This window comes from Nitratireductor luteus (assembly GCF_026162365.1).
Taxonomy (GTDB): Bacteria; Pseudomonadota; Alphaproteobacteria; order Rhizobiales; family Rhizobiaceae; genus Chelativorans; species Chelativorans luteus.
Genome location: NZ_JAOANW010000005.1, coordinates 233,391 through 251,740 on the forward strand (window position 1 = coordinate 233,391; position 18,350 = coordinate 251,740).

Annotated in this window: 20 protein-coding genes; 7 read left to right on the forward strand and 13 right to left on the reverse strand. The window is 63.8% G+C overall.

All coding sequences use genetic code 11. The features are described from left to right. Positions 1–44: 44 nt before the first annotated feature. The 6 genes from N1058_RS08040 to N1058_RS08065 form a co-directional block, all read right to left on the reverse strand. Entirely contained in the window at positions 45–791 is a 747-nt protein-coding gene (locus tag N1058_RS08040) for a DUF899 domain-containing protein (RefSeq protein WP_265516984.1), read from the reverse strand. 37 nt (positions 792–828) lie between these two features. Next, positions 829–1,191 (reverse strand): nuclear transport factor 2 family protein, encoded by a 363-nt coding sequence (locus N1058_RS08045; protein ID WP_265516985.1) that lies wholly within the window; start codon positions 1,189–1,191, stop codon positions 829–831. Positions 1,192–1,329: 138 nt separating this feature from the next. Then, positions 1,330–1,680, reverse strand: coding sequence for a DUF1428 domain-containing protein (locus N1058_RS08050; RefSeq protein ID WP_265516986.1), 351 nt, complete (start codon positions 1,678–1,680; stop codon positions 1,330–1,332). Positions 1,681–1,724: 44 nt separating this feature from the next. Then, complete coding sequence (locus tag N1058_RS08055) at positions 1,725–2,276, reverse strand: dihydrofolate reductase family protein (RefSeq protein ID WP_265516987.1); 552 nt, start codon at positions 2,274–2,276, stop codon at positions 1,725–1,727. A 25-nt stretch (positions 2,277–2,301) separates the two neighbouring features. Continuing rightward, positions 2,302–3,150, reverse strand: coding sequence for an alpha/beta fold hydrolase (locus tag N1058_RS08060; RefSeq protein WP_265516988.1), 849 nt, complete (start codon positions 3,148–3,150; stop codon positions 2,302–2,304). Continuing rightward, positions 3,147–3,536, reverse strand: a complete 390-nt coding sequence (locus tag N1058_RS08065) for a nuclear transport factor 2 family protein (protein ID WP_265516989.1) — start codon at positions 3,534–3,536, stop codon at positions 3,147–3,149. The genes N1058_RS08060 and N1058_RS08065 overlap by 4 nt, the downstream gene beginning before the upstream one ends. Positions 3,537–3,638: 102 nt before the next feature. On the opposite strand from N1058_RS08065, the gene N1058_RS08070 reads away from it, so the two are divergent. Then, positions 3,639–4,172 (forward strand): winged helix-turn-helix transcriptional regulator, encoded by a 534-nt coding sequence (locus tag N1058_RS08070; RefSeq protein WP_265516990.1) that lies wholly within the window; start codon positions 3,639–3,641, stop codon positions 4,170–4,172. Between the two features lie 122 nt (positions 4,173–4,294). On the opposite strand, the gene N1058_RS08075 is transcribed toward N1058_RS08070, so the two are convergent. Both N1058_RS08075 and N1058_RS08080 read right to left on the reverse strand, forming a co-directional pair. Next, positions 4,295–4,765: an SRPBCC family protein gene (locus N1058_RS08075; RefSeq protein WP_265516991.1), complete on the reverse strand. Its 471-nt coding sequence runs from the start codon at positions 4,763–4,765 to the stop codon at positions 4,295–4,297. Then, the gene (locus N1058_RS08080; RefSeq protein WP_265516992.1) at positions 4,762–5,106 is read right to left on the reverse strand and encodes an ArsR/SmtB family transcription factor; all 345 of its coding nucleotides are present in this window, start codon (positions 5,104–5,106) and stop codon (positions 4,762–4,764) included. Before N1058_RS08080 ends, N1058_RS08075 begins: the two co-directional genes overlap by 4 nt. Positions 5,107–5,504: 398 nt before the next feature. On the opposite strand from N1058_RS08080, the gene leuA reads away from it, so the two are divergent. The 4 genes from leuA (at position 5,505) to N1058_RS08100 (ending at position 9,004) form a co-directional block, all read left to right on the forward strand. Continuing rightward, on the forward strand, positions 5,505–7,169 hold the full coding sequence (gene leuA, locus N1058_RS08085) for a 2-isopropylmalate synthase (protein ID WP_265517158.1): 1,665 nt from the start codon (positions 5,505–5,507) through the stop codon (positions 7,167–7,169). After that, positions 7,169–7,927, forward strand: a complete 759-nt coding sequence (locus N1058_RS08090; protein WP_265516993.1) for an alpha/beta fold hydrolase — start codon at positions 7,169–7,171, stop codon at positions 7,925–7,927. Before leuA ends, N1058_RS08090 begins: the two co-directional genes overlap by 1 nt. Positions 7,928–8,062: 135 nt before the next feature. Next, complete coding sequence (locus N1058_RS08095; RefSeq protein ID WP_265516994.1) at positions 8,063–8,659, forward strand: hypothetical protein; 597 nt, start codon at positions 8,063–8,065, stop codon at positions 8,657–8,659. A gap of 120 nt (positions 8,660–8,779) precedes the next feature. Next, positions 8,780–9,004 (forward strand): DUF3955 domain-containing protein, encoded by a 225-nt coding sequence (locus tag N1058_RS08100; protein ID WP_265516995.1) that lies wholly within the window; start codon positions 8,780–8,782, stop codon positions 9,002–9,004. A gap of 30 nt (positions 9,005–9,034) precedes the next feature. Here the strand turns inward: N1058_RS08100 and N1058_RS08105 are convergent, their stop codons facing one another. Further along, positions 9,035–9,931, reverse strand: a complete 897-nt coding sequence (locus N1058_RS08105) for a metallophosphoesterase family protein (protein WP_265516996.1) — start codon at positions 9,929–9,931, stop codon at positions 9,035–9,037. Between the two features lie 193 nt (positions 9,932–10,124). On the opposite strand from N1058_RS08105, the gene N1058_RS08110 reads away from it, so the two are divergent. Next, entirely contained in the window at positions 10,125–10,616 is a 492-nt protein-coding gene (locus N1058_RS08110) for an NUDIX domain-containing protein (RefSeq protein WP_265516997.1), read from the forward strand. Between the two features lie 12 nt (positions 10,617–10,628). Here the strand turns inward: N1058_RS08110 and N1058_RS08115 are convergent, their stop codons facing one another. After that, a complete protein-coding gene (locus tag N1058_RS08115) occupies positions 10,629–11,618 on the reverse strand; it encodes a glutathione S-transferase family protein (protein WP_265516998.1) in 990 nt (329 codons plus the stop codon). 282 nt (positions 11,619–11,900) lie between these two features. Between N1058_RS08115 and N1058_RS08120 the strand changes: the two genes are divergently transcribed. After that, on the forward strand, positions 11,901–12,449 hold the full coding sequence (locus N1058_RS08120) for a GNAT family N-acetyltransferase (protein WP_265516999.1): 549 nt from the start codon (positions 11,901–11,903) through the stop codon (positions 12,447–12,449). A gap of 22 nt (positions 12,450–12,471) precedes the next feature. Here N1058_RS08120 and N1058_RS08125 read toward each other — a convergent pair whose 3' ends face one another. From N1058_RS08125 to N1058_RS08135, 3 genes are all read right to left on the reverse strand, one after another. Continuing rightward, the gene (locus N1058_RS08125) at positions 12,472–14,529 is read right to left on the reverse strand and encodes a glutamine amidotransferase (protein WP_265517159.1); all 2,058 of its coding nucleotides are present in this window, start codon (positions 14,527–14,529) and stop codon (positions 12,472–12,474) included. 67 nt (positions 14,530–14,596) lie between these two features. Continuing rightward, positions 14,597–17,416, reverse strand: coding sequence for a DUF4159 domain-containing protein (locus tag N1058_RS08130; protein WP_265517000.1), 2,820 nt, complete (start codon positions 17,414–17,416; stop codon positions 14,597–14,599). Next, positions 17,413–18,342: a DUF58 domain-containing protein gene (locus N1058_RS08135; protein WP_265517001.1), complete on the reverse strand. Its 930-nt coding sequence runs from the start codon at positions 18,340–18,342 to the stop codon at positions 17,413–17,415. The genes N1058_RS08130 and N1058_RS08135 overlap by 4 nt, the downstream gene beginning before the upstream one ends. Positions 18,343–18,350: the final 8 nt, after the last annotated feature.

Here is an 18,350-nt window from a genome sequence, read left to right on the forward strand (position 1 = left end):
GCTTCTCCGCCTTTTTTGCGCATTGGTACGGGCATAGCTCGCGCTCAGTCCTCGAAACTGGGCACGGCCCGACGGGCGCTTTCGGCGCGCCCCTTCGGCTCTTCCCAGTCCTCCTGACGGCCGAGCGGCGTAAGATCGAGCCAGTAGTAGGAGCCGCCCGTCATCTCGGCGCCGCGGCCAAAGGTCGAATAGCTGTGGAACACGTCGTCGCCGACGCGCAGGAAAACGCTGGTGCCGGGCTGTTCCAGCGGGCGCTCGCCCTGGAAATAATATCCGGTGCCGGCTTCCTCGTGCTCCTTGAGCGTGCGGTAGTTGTAGACCGGAGCAGTCCGGCGTTCGTCGATGGTCACGCCGAAATCATAGTTGAAGTCGCTGCGATAGGAGGAATACCAGGGAAAGCGCCAACCGCGCTCCGCCTTGTAGCGCTCGATCTTCTCGACCGGCGCCCGCGATATGCAGGCAAAGGAGGTGTCGCGGCTGTTGAGATGGCGTATCAGCCCATCCGATATCTCGTCGGCACCGGCGGTGCAACTCGAGCAGCCCTTTTCCCAACGCGGATCGAACATGAAATGGCCGACGATGAGTTGCCGGCGGCCTCCGAAGAGGTCGATCAGCCTCTTCCTGCCATCCGATCCTTCGAAGACGTAGTTCTTGCCGATCTTCACCATCGGCAGAAGACGGCGCTCCGCGTTCAGTGCGTCGCGCGCCCGCGTCATTTCCTTTTCCTTGGCCAGCAGCGCCTTGCGGGCGTCCAGCCATTCTTCACGCGAAACGACTTGCGGCAGGCTCATGGTGCGGTCCTCCATGGTAAGGTCAAGTGCCGGCCTCTCAGGAAGGTTGGAAAACGCCGTCGATGTAAGCTGCGCCGAAATAGACACTGATGGCGCGGATGCGGTCGCCCGTGAAATCGAGCGTCTCGACATTGCGAAATTCCTTCCCTTCCGGAGTAAGGCACCTGTACAAGACGAATACGCGGTCCCCATTCTCGACAACTTCTTCCGGAGAAATTTCGGCCATGCGCTGGCCGGCCGGCCAGCAGCGCTCGAAGAAGGCCTCTCTGTCTATGGCGTCGTCGTAGGGGCTGGTGAAAGTGAAGTCCGCCGTCAGCATATCCCCGACGAGCTTGCGGTCCTTCGTCTTGTAGGCGCCGAAATAGGCGCGGGCGATCTCAGGTTTGCTTTGTGCGGGCATGTTGAAATCTCCTCTTCCCTTTCCATACGAGGTCAGCTCCGCCTCGAAAGGACGATGCGGGTCGCTTTTCCGGACGGAACACATTGGGCGACCCGCCCACCGGTGGCGAGTTTCATCGGATAGACGGTCCGTCGCCTCCTACAGTTCCACGAACGCTTCGAACCCGCCGACGATCATGCGCTTGCCGTCGAACGGCATGTTCTCGACTCCCTTGAGCCTGGGGTCGGCCATGACCTTGGCATTGATCGCATCGCGCTGCTCGCGCGATTGGTAGACGATCCAGGCAAAGACCACCGTCTCGTCCTCCTTGGCCTGAACAGACCGTGGAAAGGAAGTCACTTCCCCGTACGGAATATCGTCTCCGATGCACTCGACAATGGCGAGTGCGCCGTGGTCCTTCCAGATCTCGCCGGCCTTTCGGGCCATCTCCTTGTAGGCTTCGATGTTCTGCTTCGGCATGGGAAGAATGAAACCGTCGACATAGGGCATTATCAGTCTCCTCTCGTTGTGTTTCCTGTCGCGAGAACAGTGGGCTACCCGCCCACTGCATAGGTCAGCACCACCCCACCGGTCTTGAGCGGGCGCGAGCTTTCAAGGCGCATCTTGATCTGCCCGCCCAGCGGCTTGAACAGCGGATTGCCGCCGCCCAGCACCACCGGCGCGAGGCAGAGCCGGTATTCGTCCACCAGCCCCGCCTTGAGCAGGGAGGCGAGCAGGTCGGCGCTGCCCATCACAAAGACGTCCTTGCCGTCCTCCGCCTTCAGCGCCCTGACCGCATCAACAGCGTCGCCCTTCAGAAGCCGGGTGTTGTTCCATGTCGCCTCGTCGAGGGTGCGGGATGCCACCGCCTTGTCGATCGAATTCATCATGTCGGCAATGTCCCCGGTCGCCTTGGTCCAGTGGGCAGCCATGCCCTCATAGGTACGCCGCCCGAACAAAAGCGTGCCGATCTCCTTGCCCTGTTCGAGCGAGAATGCCTGCAACTCGTCGCCCCAGACCGTCTCGTGGAAGCCGAGATCCCACGGGCTCTTGCCCTCGAAATAGCCGTCGAGCGCCATCAAATTCCAAACCACCAATCGTCTCATCGTTCGTCTCCTTCTTTCCTCTGGTTCAGTTGGTATTGCCTGTGTGTTCGGTGATCGCCGAGATGATCCGGTCCCAATCGCCGGGATGCAGTTCGTGGCCGCCGCCTTCCAGTTTTACAAGACGGGCGCCGGCGACCGCCTGCGCGAGTGCCGCGCCGTGATCGACGGGAAAGATTGGATCGGCGGTGCCGTGAATGGCGAGAAGCGGCACTTTCATCTCGGGCAGCCGACCTTGCCATGCCTGGCCGACATCGAAGAGAATGCTGTGATTGGTGGCGCTCAGATAACCGCCCGAGCGGTCGAAATCCCGCTCGATGAAGGTTCTGGTCCCGGCCTCGTCGAATGGATGTGCCGTGCCCGCGATCAGGCGCGCATCTTCCACCGTGTAGCGAACCGCCTGTGCCCGTTCCGACCAGTCCACGTCCACTTGCATGTGTTCCAGCCAGGCCTCGCCACTCGCGGGGAGGTGGGATGTGTCCAACCCAAGCGGCGAAGTGCTGATCGCCGTCAGCGAAAGCACGCGTTCCGGATTCTTCAGTGCGGCACCCTGGCCGACCATGCCGCCAAGGGAAAAGCCGACGATATGGGCGCCGGAAATCCCGTAGCCGTCGAGCACGCGGAAGATGTCATCAACTGCATCGTCGAAGGCGTATCCCGGCTGACCGACCGGATATTTCGTCGAAAGACCGCTATCGCGCTGATCGTAGCGGATGACAAACCGGCCGTGTTCTGCGAGCCGGCGGCAAAACTCCTCGGGCCACCAAAGCATCGAGGCCATCCCGCCCATAATGAGCAGGACCGGCGGATGGGCCTGATTGCCGAAGGCCTCGGTGGCAAGCTCGATACCGTCCGTGCGGATCGTTCGAAGGCTCATGAGTTCTCTCCCCGCCCCGCCTGGTCGATGAAGCCGCCGGCCGGCGCTTCATGCGGGACGTTCCAGCCGAAATAGACCTCCGCCTCGACAATCTTGCCGTCTCGCACGGTCAGGACTTCCGTGTTGCGGAAGCGCCTGCCCGGTGTTGCCGTTCCTTCATAGGTAACGAACACCTCGTCTCCTTCCTGCACGAGGCGGATGAAGCGGAAGTCTGAGATCGTCTCGCTGCCCGGCCAGCAGCGCTCGAAATAGGTCCGCCGGTCGATGCGGTTGTCGAGCGGGCTCGTGAAATGGAAATCATCTGCGATCACCGCCTCGATGGCGGCGCGATTCTTGTCGACGTAAGCCAGATAGCTCCTGCGGGCGATGTCCGTAAGCTCGTTCATGGCATCCTCCTTGACTTCATCCAGTTCTGATTGCATCTTGCAACTGGTTGTAGGTTACCAAACTGATCCTATATTGCAACCGGTTTTTTGGAGACTGCGAAATTGGCTGCTGACAAAGAAAATTCCGCCCACCGCTCAGGGTGCCCCATCAACCTCACGCTGGAGGTGCTGGGGGACAAGTGGTCCCTCATCATCGTGCGCGACATGATGTTCGGGAACCGCAGGCACTTCCGCGAGCTCTTGTCCCAGAACGAGGAAGGGATCGCTTCGAATATCCTGGCCGATCGGCTGCGCCGGCTGATGGCGGAAGGCGTCATCTCCAAGGAGGACGACCCGAGCCATAAGCAGAAGGCGATCTACAGCCTGACCGAAAAAGGCATAGAGCTTCTGCCGGTCTTCGCCATGATCGGCGCTTGGGGGCGCAAATGGCTGCCGGCGAGCGAGGCGCTGTCGGTCCGTGCCCGGCTTCTGGAGGAGGGCGGGCCGGCGCTTTGGGACGAGTTCATGGAGGAATTGCGGGTCGAGCATCTCGGTGCGCCGCCACACGCAGGGCGGCCCGGTCCCGGTGTCCGCGCTCGCCTGCAAGCCGCCTTCGAGGCGGTGGCCGGTGGCGAAGAGAATGCGCCGGCCACCTGAGCGGCGGCCGGCATGAGGCTCTTTAATAGAATCAATACATGGTGTTGGGCGGCCATGCTGGCGCGATGAATCATGTCGTTGACAAACCGATTCAATCCGCCGCGCGACGGCAGCCGACCTGCTCAGCCGCTTTTGGCCAGATAGTCTTCGAGATTGTCGAGGGCCGAACTCCAGCCGCTCTCATGGCCGTCGCGCGATTCTTTCGAGGTAAATATTGCCTGGTGGAGAGTGAGCCGGGTCTTATCGGCGCCGGCTTCCTTGAGCGTTACCGTCACCACGGTTTCATGGCCGGGCCGGCCGGTCTCGTCGTCCCAGACATGGGTGAAGACGATGCGCTCCGGTTCATCGATTTCCTTGTAGACGCCGCTCAGCCAGTACTCCTTGCCGTCCGGCGAGCGCATGCAGGTGCGGTAGGAGCCGCCGGGCCGGATGTCGCCTTCCGCGTGCGGAATGGTCATGCCCTTGGGGCAGCTCCAGTTGTTCAGATGCTCCGGCCGGGTCCACATCTGGAAGACGAGCTCGCGCGGCGCGTCGAAGGTGCGGGTCAGGTACAGTTCGGCATCCGATTCCACGGCTGGATCATAGGCTGTCATTTGGGTGTCTCCTTCTGCTGAATTCCCTTCAGATAATCGTCCAGGCGGTCGAGGCTTCCCTCCCAGAAACGCCGATAGCGCTCCACCCAGTCGGCGACCTCCTTCAGCGGCCCCGCCTCCAGGCGGCACGGCCGGTACTGGGCATTGCGCCCCCGCGAAACGAGGCCCGCTCCCTCCAGCACCTTCAAGTGCTTCGAGATCGCCGGCAGCGACAGGTCGAAGGGGGCGGCGATCTCGTTGACGGTTGCCTCGCCCTCGCAAAGCTTCGCGAGCATCGCGCGGCGGGTGGGGTCGGCGAGCGCGGCAAAAGCGGCGCTCAAGGGGTCCGATTGCTCTCTCATTTTCCTGCTTGGTTAATTAACTAGTTGGTTAAATACTGATTGAACGTACCCATGTCAACCGGCTCTTGCACCTTGCCGCAGCGTGGGCTATTGAACCCGTCATGTCCCATGCCGATCGCAACAATTTTGCCAGTCCGACCGCCGTTTTCATCGGCGCGACGGCGCGTGCGTTCAGCTCCAGCCTGCTACTTCTCGGTCTTATCGGCGATCGCCGGGTCCGCTGAAGGGGCGCTCGGCGATCGATGTCGCCGCGTGGCTTTCCCTGCTCCTTCCAGCCGAAAACCTGAGATGCAGCCTTGACAGGCGAGCCTGTGCGGTAGACCAAACCCGCGGCCGCCGGGAGTGACAAGATGGACGCAAATAACGACAATTCCAACATGCGCGCGGGCCACAAGGGCATGCCTGACGCGCCGCGCAAATATCAGCCATATCCCTTGGTCGACCTTCCCGACCGGACCTGGCCGGGCAAGCGCATAGAGAAGGCTCCGATCTGGTGCTCCGTGGACCTGCGCGACGGCAATCAGGCGCTCATCGATCCGATGGGCCACGAGCGCAAGGCGCGCATGTTCGGCCTGCTGCTCGACATGGGGTTCAAGGAAATCGAGATCGGCTTTCCTTCCGCGTCCCAGACCGATTTCGATTTCACCCGGTGGGCCATCGAGGAAGGCGGCGTTCCCGATGACGTATCGCTCCAGGTGCTGGTGCAGTGCCGGCCGGAGCTCATCTCGCGCACTTTCCAAGCGCTCGAAGGGGCCAGGCGCCCGATCGTCCACTTTTACAATTCCACCAGCGAGTTGCAGCGTCGCGTCGTGTTCGGCAAGGATGTCGCCGGCATCAAGCAGATCGCCACGGATGCGGCCAAGATGGTGGCCGACATGGCGGCAAAGGCCGGCGGCGGCTACCGTTTCGAATATTCGCCGGAAAGCTTCACCGGCACGGAGCTCGAGGTGGCGCTGGAAATCTGCAATGCCGTGACCGAGATCATCGATCCGACGCCGGAAAACAAGCTGATCCTCAACCTGCCGGCGACCGTCGAGATGTCGACGCCCAATGTGCATGCCGACCAGTTCGAGTGGATGCACCGCAATCTCGACCGGCGGGACTGCATCATCCTGTCTATCCACCCCCATAACGACCGGGGCACCGGCATCGCGGCCACCGAGCTTGCCCTGATGGCGGGCGCCGACCGCGTGGAGGGCACGCTTTTTGGCAATGGCGAGCGCACCGGCAATGTCGACCTCGTCACGCTGGCGCTCAACATGTACACCCAGGGCGTCGATCCGATGCTCGACTGCTCGGACATCAACCGCATGAAGGATGTCTACGAGCACTGCAACCAGCTGCGCATTCCCGAGCGCCACCCCTATGTGGGCGAACTGGTCTACACCGCGTTTTCTGGTTCCCACCAGGATGCGATTAACAAAGGCATGAAGGCCATCAAGGCGGCCAACAAGCCGCAGTGGGAAGTGCCCTATCTGCCCATCGATCCGCAGGATGTCGGGCGCTCCTATGAGGCCATCATCCGCATCAATTCACAGTCCGGAAAGGGCGGCATCGCCTATATTCTCCAGGCCGATTACGGGCTCAACCTGCCGCGCAACCTGCAGGTGGAATTCCGCGAGGACATTCAGGAGATCACCGACACCGAAGGCAAGGAACTACCGTCGAAGCGCATCCATGAGCGGTTCATGGAGCTTTATGTCGACCAGCCGGGCGCCCGGCTCAAATTCGTCGACCACCAGACCTTTCCCGACACCAGCGCGAAGGGAAGGCGGATCGTCGAGGCCACCATCCTCGACAATGGCGTGGAGAAGACGATCAAGGGTTCCGGCACGGGACCGGTCGACGGCTTCATCAACGCGCTCTCCAGCCATGTCGGCGTGGAGATGTCGGTCCTCGACTATTCCGAACATTCCCTGCAGCGCGGCGCGGATGCGGCGGCCGTTTGCTACATGGAGGTGGAGCACCCGGGCGGAAAGCTTTTCGGCGTCGGCATGAACACGAACATCGTGACGGCCTCGCTCGAAGCCGTGGTCTCCGCCGCCAACAGGATCGTCGGCTGATGGGCCTTGCCGTTCGGGAGACGGGCGGGGAGGGCGAACCGCTCGTCCTCCTCCACGGCTTCGGCGGCACGCACCGGGCCTGGAACCAGGTCGTCGCGGCGCTCGGCCAGGGCACGCGCGTGCTGGCCTACGACCTGCCGGGCCACGGCGGCTCGCTGGACTTTCCCGACGCCGGTCCCGCACCCGTCGCCGCCCGGGCGATCGCCGCCGACCTGCAGGCACGGGGCTGCGGGCGGTTCCATCTCGCGGGTCATTCCTTCGGCGGCGCCGTCGCCACGCTGATCGCCATGCGCGCGCCCGGACAGGTGGCTTCGCTGACGCTGTTTGCTCCGGGCGGTTTCGGTCCGGAAATCAACGCGCCGCTGCTTAAAAGCTACGCAGAAGCCCGATCCGCCGAGGAGGTTGAGGCCTGCCTTGCCATGATGTCGGGCCCGGATTGCGCGATCCCGTCCGATGTCGTCGAAGCTGCAATGACCATGCGTGCGCTGCCGGACCAGATCTCTATGCTCCGCCGCATCTGGCAGATGATCGCCGGGGAAGGCAGCCAGGGAACCCTGCCGCGCGACGGGCTGGCCGGGCTCGATCTGCCGGTGCGGGTCGTGTGGGGCGGGTTCGACGCCGTTCTGCCGGCGCGGCAGTCGGACGATCTGCCGCCCCTGTTCGCCCGCCACTTCTTCCCCGGTCTCGGCCATATGCTGCCGGAGGAAGCGCCCGCTGACATGGCACGCATCCTGCAATTCGCGGTCTGCCGAAACTGATTCAAAGACGCCTGCCAATCGCATTGAATTTGTTGCATTTACCTTGCCGTGCGAGAGCGGAACAAAACGTGATGATTTTACCTCCAGCCCATGTTAACGGTAAGTTAACTGTGTTCCCGATCTGGAGGATCGCTTATGAGTGAGGCTGGCCAGAAGGTCGCGCCTGCCGAGAATGTGCGCAGGCTTTCCAGTGTCATTCGCGACATGAAGAACGCCGCCGCCGATCGCGAGGATGTCGTGGTCGAGATGCGTGAGGCGAGCCATACACGCCTGGAGCTTCTCGCCCAGGAACTGCAGCCGGTTTTCGCCGACGTCCCGGAAGACGATCCGAGCTTCGACTTCGTGATCTCCAACGGCGAGCAGCCGCGTCTGTGGATCGATGCCGTTGCGCATGTCGCCATGGCGCGCGACCGGCGCACATACCGCTTCCTGTGCGACACGCGGCTTGGCCGCCAGGTACTCGCGGAATCGGCCGACATGCAGCCGGTTGCCGATCAGGTGACACGCTATATCGCTGAGAGAATGGTGGAACGCCAGCGCCGTATAGAAGGCGATATCGAAGTCCTGCCGCGCGGACAGACCGACGAAGCGCAAAAGCCGGATGAGGCGAAGCCGAGCCGCTGGAGGGCGTTTTTCAGCGGCCTGCTGTTGGTCATCCTCGGTGGCATCGTCGGCGCCGGCTCTGTCCTTTTCTCCATGACCGAGCGGTTTCAGGAGCTCAATCCCTTTTAGCGCCAGATGCTCGTGGCCATTTTTGCCGCAAGTTTTTGACACGATCGCTGCGTATGCGCTGAGTGTGGGGCGTTTTTTATCAGGCCGTGCAGCTGTTGAGGCATGCGGAAAGGATTTCGTGTGAATGGTTTATTTTGGATCGCCCTGTTTTTGATCATTGTAGGTGGCGGGATGTTCGGTGTTGCTGCCGTTATGGGTTCGTACGTGGATGGCGACGGAATCCTGCATGAGCCCGGATTTGGCTTCGCAGTTATCGGCATGCTGTCGTTTGGGCTGGCTGTGCTGGCAGCTATCACCGGTGCCTGCCTGTTTTTCTGGCGCAGGCGGAAGTCGTTGCGTGGGTAAAACGTGCCTGCCAGCTACCGGGTAGGCGCCTCAATACAGCGTTAATGACGAGATATCGCCGATTTCTTCGCCGCTGGATATCCCGCGCCGGGTGAAGCGCAGTTGCCAGTTTCCAGCCGCACCATCGATCTCGAAAAGGTTGTAGTGCGCCGGCGTCTTGGCGCTGCCGTCGGCCTGTCCCGCGGCCGCGACGCCGACGACGGGTACCGGCCCGCCGGGTCCGTCGATCCGGTGCACGGTCGCCACATGCGTATGCCCGTGCAGGACCAGTTCCGCGCCGTGGCGGCGCACGATCTTCTGAAAGCGCGAAATGCCGTAGAGCCGTTTGGCGGCATGGGTTGCGCCGCGCACGGGCGGATGGTGGATCATGACGACGCGGAACAGGCCGCGCTCGCGCGCCTCGTCCAGCAGGGCCGCGAGCTTTCGCGCCTGCCCGTCGGAGAAATGGCCGCTGGCCAGAAAAGGCGCCGTGGCGCGGGCCGAGGATAGGCCGATCATTGCCACCGTCCCCCGCACCCGCATATAGGGAAAGCCGCGCCTGCCCGTTGGCGGCGGAGAACGATCGCCGGTCATGAACGGCGCCCATGCGCGGCAGGCCCGCTTCAGCGCGCCCGGAACATAGGCATCGTGGTTGCCCGGCACCACCGATATGTCCTTCGGATCGCCCAATCCCTCCAGCCACAGCTTCGCCAGTTCGATTTCCCTGTCGAGAGCCAGATTGACCAGATCGCCGGTCAGTGCGATGTGGTCCGGGGCTGCCGCCAGCATGTCCGTAGTGATGAGGTCGATGATGCCGTGATCCAGGCTGAACCGGCGGTTGCGGCGCCAGTTGATGTAGCCGGTTATCCGCTTTGAGGCGAGTTCGCGATAGGATATGTCGGGCAGCGGACCCAGATGGATGTCGGAAAAATGTGCCAGGCGAAACATGAGTCTTCTTTAGAGGACCGGTCTAGGGTGTGTCATCAATTGTCGGATTTGAGCCGAAAACGGCTGTTTTTGAGAACCGGAGCGGAGCGTACTTTAAGTACGTGAGCACCGGAAGCGCAGAAAATGGCTGTTTGCAGCCCAAAAGACGATGATTGAGGACGCACCCTAGCGCTTTCCAGCCCATGGAGACCTCATGAAGCACAAGCCCAATCCCCTGCCCGCGGAAAAGATGCGGCTGCGCGTCAGGCTGTTTCATCTGTGGTTCCTGCTGCGCCGTCCCATGACGCTCGGCGCCAGGGGCGTGGTCTTCGACGAGGAGGCGCGTTCGGTCCTGTTGATCCGCCACACCTATGTCGCCGGCTGGCAGTTGCCTGGCGGCGGCGTCGAAGTGGGCGAGACCTTCGAGCAGGCATTGACGCGGGAACTGGAGGAGGAGGGCAATATCGAGCTCCTGGCCCAGCCTGTCCTGCGCTCGCTGCACTTTAACCGGCAGTCCAGCCGCCGCGACCATGTCGCGGTCTATCTGGTGACGCGGTTCCGGCAGAACGGATCGCATGTGCCCGACCGCGAAATCGCCGAGGCGCGGTTCTTTCCGCTGGACGCGCTGCCGGACGGCATAACGGCTGCGACGCGCCGGCGGCTGGCGGAAATCTTCGAAGGGGCTGCGGTTTCACAAGATTGGTGAGGAGCGTCCGCGCTATGCGGCCTTCGCCAGCCTCTCCCGATTGTGCGGCGCGTTGTAGTGCAACTCCGGTCCCTTCGGCACGACCCCTGTCGGATTGATGGTGGTGTGGCTGCCGTAATAATGCGACTTGATGTGGCGCAGGTTCACCGTCTCGGAGACGCCCGGCACCTGGTAGAGCTCCCGCAGATAATTGGAGAGGTTCGGGTAGTCGGCGATGCGGCGCAGATTGCATTTGAAGTGGCCGACATAGACCGGATCGAACCGCACCAGCGTGGTGAACAGCCGCCAGTCCGCTTCCGTAAGCTGTTCTCCCGCCAGATAACGCTGGCGCGAAAGCATGTCCTCCACCTTGTCCAGCGCGTCGAACAGGGCGTCGAAGGCTTCTTCATAGGCTTCCTGGGTGGTGGCGAAGCCGGCCTTGTACACGCCGTTGTTGATGTTCTCGTAGACCAGCTCGTTAACGGCGTCGATCTTCTTGCGCAGCGGCGGCGGATAGAAATCCAGCGAGGCATCGCCCCATTCGTCGAAAGCTTCGTTCAGCATGCGGATGATTTCGGCGGATTCGTTGGAGACGATGGTCTCCGTCTTCTTGTCCCACAGCACCGGTACCGTCACCCGGCCCGAGTATTTGGGGTCGGCCCTGGTATATATCTGGCGAAGGAAATCGGCGCCGTAGAGGTCGTCGCCGGTGGCGGCCTCGTCCTTTTCGAACGTCCAGCCGTTCTCGCCCATGAAGTGATGGACCACGGAAACCGAGATCACGTCTTCGAGCTTTTTCAGCTTGCGGAAGATCAGCGTGCGATGTGCCCACGGGCAGGCGAGGGAGACGTAAAGGTGATAGCGGCCGGGCTCGGCCTTGAAGCCCCGCTCGCGGCCTTCTGCCGGCGTGCCGTCCTTCGTCACGAAATCGCCGAACTGCGACTTCGACCGTTCAAAGCGGCCGCCAGATTTGGATGTATCGTACCACTGATCGTGCCAAACGCCGTCGACAAGCAATCCCATTCACCGTCTCCTTATCAATCAGGCACCAATGTAGGGATCGGGTGCCAAAGGCCAAGCGCGGTTTCCTGAACGGATCGTCAACCGCGCGGAAAATGCCCTCGCTCCTTCAAAAAGCGTGGACGGGCCCGGCGATTGGTGCTAGCGGAATTTTCCGAAATCGGAGCGTTTGAAGAAATGATCCTGTTCCGCGTGGAGCGACGACGAAAGGCTTGATGCGCGTAATGCGCGCGGGCTCGGCCTGGCCGGGCCGCCGTATCCTTTCGACCCACCGGAATCCGTTTCATGTCCCTTGCCGACATTTGCTACCTGCCGGAAGAGCCGGCGCACGACGCTGAAATCGAAGAGATCAACGCCGAGGCCTTCGGTCCCGGCCGGTTCGCCCGCGCCGCCTATAAGATCCGTGAAGGCGGACCGCATGAACGCGCGCTCTCCTTCGTCGCCACCCATCAGGACACCGTCATCGGCTCCGTCCGCCTGACCCGCATCGTGGCGGGACAGGGCCGGGGACTGCTCCTCGGGCCGCTCGCAGTCCGTCCCGCCTACAAGAACAAGGGCATCGGCCGCAAGCTCGTGGCCATCGCGCTGGATGCCGCGCGGGAAGCGGGCGAGGGCGTCGTGGTGCTCGTTGGCGATGAGCCCTATTACGGGCCTCTAGGCTTCAAGCGCATGCCGTACGGGCAACTGTCGATGCCGCGCCCGGTCGATCCCAACCGCCTCCTGGCCGCAGAGCTGAAGGAAGGCGCGAGGGCCGCGCTCACCGGCGAGATGCGGCATGCTGATTTGCTCGGGGCCGAAACGAGACCCGGTCTCACCTCCAGCGCCACGGCTTGAGCCGCCTGAGGCTAGCGATGCGTTACCGCCCCTCGCGCCACCACATGCCGCCCAGCGCCAGCAGCAGAAGCCCCAGCCCCAGGAAGCCCGCGAATAGCGGGACGCGGCGCACGGATTTCAGCACGCTGTCATTGGTGGTCTTGAGGCCGAGCCAGTCGCGGCCGGCGGCGCTGGATATGGAATTGCGCACGGGAACGATGTTGGGCAGTTCGGCGGAGAGCCGGCGCACGCTGCCGCCGCTGGCTTCGGCGATGGGCTCCAGGATTTCGCCGGTCGAAACGGTGTCGGCGAATTCCGGCGCGTTGACCGGCCCGACATGAGCAAGCGCGCTCAATTCGCCATTGGTCACTTCGTAAAGGCCGATCTCATCCGCATCCATCGAACCCCTGAACAGGCCGGGGCTTGTCTCGGACAACGGGATTTCCCGTTGCGCACCGGAGGGCGCGGTGACGGTGGCCGGGCCAGCTTCATCCGCCATCGTCTGCCGGGTTATGTCGAGGGTCATGCCGCGCCCATCGGCGATCAGCCGTTCCTCTTCCAGGTCCGGCTCCTTCATCAGCCAGTGGGCTATCCGGCGGTACAGCGATACATAGGGGCCGCCGCCCTCGAAGCCGCGCGCCCACAGCCAGCCCTGGTCCGACATGAACATGCCGACGCGGCCTTCGCCCCTGCGGGAAAGAAGGAGAAGCGGCCGGTCGTCCGGTCCCTGCATGACGACCTGTCCGTCCGGCCGGTCGATGCCGACGATCCGGAACCAGCGGCTCCATCCGGGCGGCTCGGTCGCCGCGCCGTCGAGGCCGCGCGTCACGGGGTGGCGTTTGCCCGTGTCGCTCAGACGCGGATAGTAACCTTCCTCCACGACATCGCCGCTCGGCAGCGCCGGCAGAGCCGAAATTAGCGGCGTATGGGCGATCGACTGGCTGCCGGCGAATTCCGGTCCCGCGGCTATCAGCACTGCACCGCCATTTTCCACATATTCGGCAATGTAGTCGTAATAGAGTATCGGCAGCACGTCCCGGTGCTGGTAGCGGTCGAAGATGATCAGGTCGAAATCCTCGATCTTTTCCACGAACAGCTCGCGCGTGGGAAAGGCGATCAGCGACAATTCGTTGATGGGCGTGCCGTCCTGCTTCTCCGGCGGGCGCAGGATGGTGAAATGGACGAGATCCACCGAAGCATCCGATTTCAACAGATTGCGCCATGTGCGCTCGCCCGAATGCGGCTCGCCGGAGACCAGCAGTACACGCAGGTTCTCGCGGATGCCGTCGACGAGCGCTATCGCCTTGTTGTTGGTCTCCGTCAGTTCGTCTTCCTGCGGCTCGATGGAGAGCTGCACGATGTTCCGCCCGGCATTGGGTATCGTCACCTCGAGCGGCATTTCCTGGCCGATGACGGCCTGCTCGATCAAGGCAAGCTCGCCATTGACGAAGACCTCGACCTCCACCGTACCGCTTGCATCGTCGGAAGCAAGTACGCGATAGGTCATCTCCAGCGGCTTGTCGACGATGCCGAAGCGCGGTGCGCGCTCGAAGCGGATGCGGCGGTCCTTCTCGCCCTCCTCGCCGGTGATCAGCGCGTGAAGCGGGCCGGAAAGACCCGTGGCGTTCCGCGGCACGTCGTGCACCTGGCCGTCGGTGATCATGATGGAGCCGGCCACGCGCGAGGGCGGCACGTCGCGCAGCGCGCTTTCCAGCGCTCCGAAAAGCCGTGTGTCGACGCGCTCCTCGGCCGCCTCGCCGCGGCCGGCTTCCACCATGCGCACCTCGAACCGGTTCAGCCGTTCCAGCCTGCCGCGGATCTCCTCGGCTGCCTGGCGGGTCGTTTCCGCCCGGTCGCCGATATCCTGGCTCTGGCTTTCGTCGACAATCAGGGCGACCACGCTTTTCAGCGGCTCGCGCTCTTCGTCCAGCAGCACCGGGTTGATGAGCGCCAGCGCAAGTGCCGCCAGCGCCGCGGTGCGGAAAAGCGCGCCGCGCTGACGCAGGAAAAGGCCGACGAGAACCAGAAGCGCCAGCGGCACCAGCATCGCCGCGAGTATGGACCAGGAAAAGAGCGGTTCGAAGCTGAGCGACCAGTTCATGGCACGGACCTTGGAACTGGGCATCCGGTTGGCTCGAAGCAACCTGTTGCAAGCATCCCGAACATCGCTATTGCCCCAGCCGTTCGAGCAGCACGGGCACGTGCACCTGGTCGGATTTGTAGTTGCCCGTCAGCATGTACATCATGATGTTCACCCCCGCGCGCAGGGCGTAGACGCGCTGCAGCGGGTCGGAAGGCACGGTCGGCAGCAGGGGCTGCCCCTGCTCGTCGATGGCCCAGGCGCCGGCCAGATCGTTGCCGGTGATCATGATCGGGCTCACGCCGTCGCCGGTGCGCACCGGCCGGTCCGTGCGGGTGGGGGCGTTGAGCGAAGCCTCGACCCATAGCTGGCTGCCCCGGTAGCGGCCCGGAAACTCCGACAGAATGTAGAAGGCCTTGGTCAGCACATGGTCGTCCGGTACCGGCTCCAGGGGCGGAACGTTGAGGCCCGACAGGATGTCGCGCAGACGCTGGGTCTCCGGGCTTACGGAACCCGTGGAACCGAAGCCTGAAGAATACTGGTCGCGCGTATCGAAAAGCACGGTTCCGCCTTCCTGCATATAGGCGTCGATGCGGGCGATTGCGTCCTCGGTCGGCATGGGCGCATCGGTGGAGATCGGCCAGTAGATCAGCGGATAGAATGACAATTCGTCCGCGGCGATATCGACGGCGGCCGGTTCGCCCGGCTCCAGCGCCGTCTTGTCCGCCAGAAAGCGCGACAGGCCGGTGATGCCGGCGCGGCTGACAGCATCCACCGACGAAACGCCGGTCACCACATAGGCGATGCGCGTTGCGGAGATAGCGGCGATCGCTTCGGCATCTTGCGGCTGCGGGCTTTGAGCGCGCGCGGCGTCGGGTGCCGCGGCCAGGGCCAGACCCATGGTGAAAGCTGCGACGGTGGCTGTTGCCGCACGCCGCCCGCGTCGGCCGGGCATCATGCCGCCCAACCAAAGTACGGCGAGCGTATCCAGCGCGAGCAGCGCAAGGGCGGCAGCCATCAGCGGTCCCTTGAGCGGCCGTGACGTGTCGAAGGCGTAGCGCAGTGTTTGCGTGGCCACCGGCGCCTGCGGGCGGGCAAGACCCTGCAGCGTGGCATCGGCCGGCAGCAGATTGTGCGCGATCACGCCTTCTTCCGAACCGTATAGCCCTGGCGGGTTTTCAAGGCTGACGCGCGGCGTCTGCCCGGCAGCCAGCGGCTCGGCCTCCGGGCCCGGCGGCACAAGCGCCCCGCTGGCCGAAATCATGCGGTAAGGCGCGAGCCGCCCCGCATCATCCTCGGTTTCCGAGGTCAGGCTGCCCTGGTTGCGCGACAATTGCACGATGCGCCGGAGCATTTCGACGAAACTTCCTGAAATGGGCAGGTTCGACCACGTTGCCTCGGGCGTGACATGGAACAGGATGACCCGTCCATCGCCACGCGCAGCACCGGTAACGAGCGGGGTTCCGTCGGCCAGATTGGCCCATGTGCGCTCGACGATATCCGGCGAGGGTTCGGCCAGAATCTGCCGGTTGACGGCAACGTCGCGCGGCGGGGTAAGGTCGGAAAACGGTCCGCTGGCGGGAAATTCGGCCACCGGCTGCGGTTCCGACCAGGAAAGGGCTCCGCCCAGCGAGCGCTCGCCCACGCGCAGCCGTACCGGCAACAGCGTTTCGTCATTGCCGGCGGCCGCCACGCGCGGGCCGGCGAACCGGATCAGCGTACCGCCGTTTTCCATCCATTCGATCAGGCTTTGACGGGCCGAATCCGGCAAGGTGCCCACGTCGGCCATGATGATTGCCGCCGGCTTCTGCTCCAGAAGCTCGGGAATAGCCTCCGTCAGCGCCGGGTTGGAAGGTTCGATCAGGTCTGCGAAGGGGGAGAGAGCCCTGCGGATATAGTAGAGCGGAGAGAGCAGGGGCTGCGCCCTGTCGCCCTCGTTCTGCGACAACAGGCCGATGCGGCGCCGGCGGGCATTCTCGTCCAACACCCGCAGCGCGCCTGCATGGTTCTCGCCTTCCAGAGCGACGGTGGCGAAGTCGTTGCGCAGTTCGAATGGCACGCGCATCTCGCCTTCCGCTTCGCGCGCGCCGGGACCGAAGGCGATCGTCGTCTCGGCGATGCGCCGCCCCTTCTCGTCGGAGGCGTATGCGATCAACTGCCGGGGCGCGGCGGCATCCGGCCCGCGCACGGCCTTGACGAGGAAACGTTCCGGCTCGTTGGCGGTGTCGGTCAAGGCGACGGTGGAAAGACCCTGCGGCGCGATCCACAGCAGATCGGAAAGCTGCACTGCCAAAAGCGTTTCGAACGCCGCCTCGTCCTCATCGCCCGCCAGCCCGTCCGCCAGCACGGCTAGCGTCGCGCCGGGCAGGTTCTCCAGCGCATCGGCCACCCGCGCATAGACCGAAAGCCGGTCGGTCGGAACCGGCCTCGGCTCGGCCGCGTTCAGCCGCTCCAGCGCCGTATCGGCATTGAACGGGCCGATGTCCTGCGCCGGTTTCTCGGCGGTCAATGCGAGCACCACTGGCACATCGCTTTCCTTTGCATCGACGATCAGCCTTTCAGCCGTCGCCACCCGGCGTTCCCAATCGGGCGCAGCGTTCCAGCCGTTGTCCATCACGATGGCCAGCGCCTGGCCCTCGACGGCGATTTTTTCGCGCGGATTGAACACCGGGTCGGCCAGCGCCAGGATGACCAGCGCGGCCAGCAGCAGGCGCAGCAGCGTCAGCCACCACGGGCTCTTGTGGGGCGTCTCTTCCTTGCGCAGCACCCGCGCCAATATTTTCAGCGGCGGAAACGTCTCCGTCTGCGGCTTGGGCGGCGTCAGACGCAGCAGCCACCAGATGACGGGCAGGGCAAGGAGACCCCACAGGACCATCGGCGCGCCAAAGGAGAGGGGCAGGAAATTCATCGCCCGACGCCCGTCTGTGCACCCGTCCCAACGCCTGTCTCTGCGGTCATGGCAAGATGAACCGCTATCAGCGCTTCCGATGCCAGCCGGTCGGTGTGGTTCACCGTATAGCTCCAGCCGAGCTTCTTGCACCAGCGGGAAAGCGTCTCACGGCGGGCGAGGTAGAGCTGGCGGTAATCGTCACCCAGCGTCTCGGCACGCCCGGCCGTCAGCTTCTCGCCCGTCTCGGGATCGCGGAATTCGGTGCGGCCGGAATAGGGAAAATTCTCTTCCGCCGGGTCGGCTATCTCGATCAGATGCGCGCGCGCTCCGGTGCGGGCCAGCGTGTCGAGCCAGCGCATGGTTTCGTCGGGCGTATCCAGGAAATCGCCGGCCAGCACCACGTCGGAGAAGCGGCGCACCGGCGTCAGGTCCGGCTTGTCGCCCTGCTCGGGCGCATGGCCAAGGTGCTGGGCCAGGCGTTCGGCGCCATTGCGCGTGGAGAAGGGGTCAGTGAGGCCCGGCCAGGCGATGCGTTCGCCGCTGCGCGACAGGAGCTCGGCCAGTGCGAAGATCAGCACGAGCGCACGCGATTCCTTGGAAACGTCCGCGTGGGCGGACTTGTAGAGCATCGATGCGGATTTATCGGCCCACAGCCAGACGGTGTGCGCTGCTTCCCATTCCCGGTCGCGCACATAAAGATGTTCGTCGCGGGCCGAGCGCCGCCAGTCGATCCGAGCGACGGCTTCGCCTTCGACATAGGGGCGGAACTGCCAGAAATTTTCCCCGATGCCGCGCTGGCGTCGGCCGTGCCAGCCGGCGATCACGTTGTTGGCGACCCGGCGAGCCTCCACCAGCAGGTCCGGGACGAGCGCAGCCCGCGCCCTTGCGCGCGCCACCACATCCGGGGTGGCTGCAGGGGAGGTGGCTTCGCCCAGCCTGGCCATCAGCGTCT

Excerpts from the sequence above, each read along its gene's own strand:
- N1058_RS08040 (WP_265516984.1), bottom strand. The coding sequence starts at position 791 with ATGAGCCTGCCGCAAGTCGTTTCGCGTGAAGAATGGCTGGACGCCCGC.
- N1058_RS08045 (WP_265516985.1), bottom strand. The coding sequence starts at position 1,191 with ATGCCCGCACAAAGCAAACCTGAGATCGCCCGCGCCTATTTCGGCGCC.
- N1058_RS08050 (WP_265516986.1), bottom strand. The coding sequence starts at position 1,680 with ATGCCCTATGTCGACGGTTTCATTCTTCCCATGCCGAAGCAGAACATC.
- N1058_RS08055 (WP_265516987.1), bottom strand. The coding sequence starts at position 2,276 with ATGAGACGATTGGTGGTTTGGAATTTGATGGCGCTCGACGGCTATTTC.
- N1058_RS08060 (WP_265516988.1), bottom strand. The coding sequence starts at position 3,150 with ATGAGCCTTCGAACGATCCGCACGGACGGTATCGAGCTTGCCACCGAG.
- N1058_RS08065 (WP_265516989.1), bottom strand. The coding sequence starts at position 3,536 with ATGAACGAGCTTACGGACATCGCCCGCAGGAGCTATCTGGCTTACGTC.
- N1058_RS08075 (WP_265516991.1), bottom strand. The coding sequence starts at position 4,765 with ATGACAGCCTATGATCCAGCCGTGGAATCGGATGCCGAACTGTACCTG.
- N1058_RS08080 (WP_265516992.1), bottom strand. The coding sequence starts at position 5,106 with ATGAGAGAGCAATCGGACCCCTTGAGCGCCGCTTTTGCCGCGCTCGCC.
- leuA (WP_265517158.1), top strand. The coding sequence starts at position 5,505 with ATGCCTGACGCGCCGCGCAAATATCAGCCATATCCCTTGGTCGACCTT.
- N1058_RS08090 (WP_265516993.1), top strand. The coding sequence starts at position 7,169 with ATGGGCCTTGCCGTTCGGGAGACGGGCGGGGAGGGCGAACCGCTCGTC.
- N1058_RS08095 (WP_265516994.1), top strand. The coding sequence starts at position 8,063 with ATGAGTGAGGCTGGCCAGAAGGTCGCGCCTGCCGAGAATGTGCGCAGG.
- N1058_RS08105 (WP_265516996.1), bottom strand. The coding sequence starts at position 9,931 with ATGTTTCGCCTGGCACATTTTTCCGACATCCATCTGGGTCCGCTGCCC.
- N1058_RS08110 (WP_265516997.1), top strand. The coding sequence starts at position 10,125 with ATGAAGCACAAGCCCAATCCCCTGCCCGCGGAAAAGATGCGGCTGCGC.
- N1058_RS08115 (WP_265516998.1), bottom strand. The coding sequence starts at position 11,618 with ATGGGATTGCTTGTCGACGGCGTTTGGCACGATCAGTGGTACGATACA.
- N1058_RS08120 (WP_265516999.1), top strand. The coding sequence starts at position 11,901 with ATGTCCCTTGCCGACATTTGCTACCTGCCGGAAGAGCCGGCGCACGAC.
- N1058_RS08125 (WP_265517159.1), bottom strand. The coding sequence starts at position 14,529 with ATGAACTGGTCGCTCAGCTTCGAACCGCTCTTTTCCTGGTCCATACTC.
- N1058_RS08130 (WP_265517000.1), bottom strand. The coding sequence starts at position 17,416 with ATGAATTTCCTGCCCCTCTCCTTTGGCGCGCCGATGGTCCTGTGGGGT.
- N1058_RS08135 (WP_265517001.1), bottom strand. The coding sequence starts at position 18,342 with ATGGCCAGGCTGGGCGAAGCCACCTCCCCTGCAGCCACCCCGGATGTG.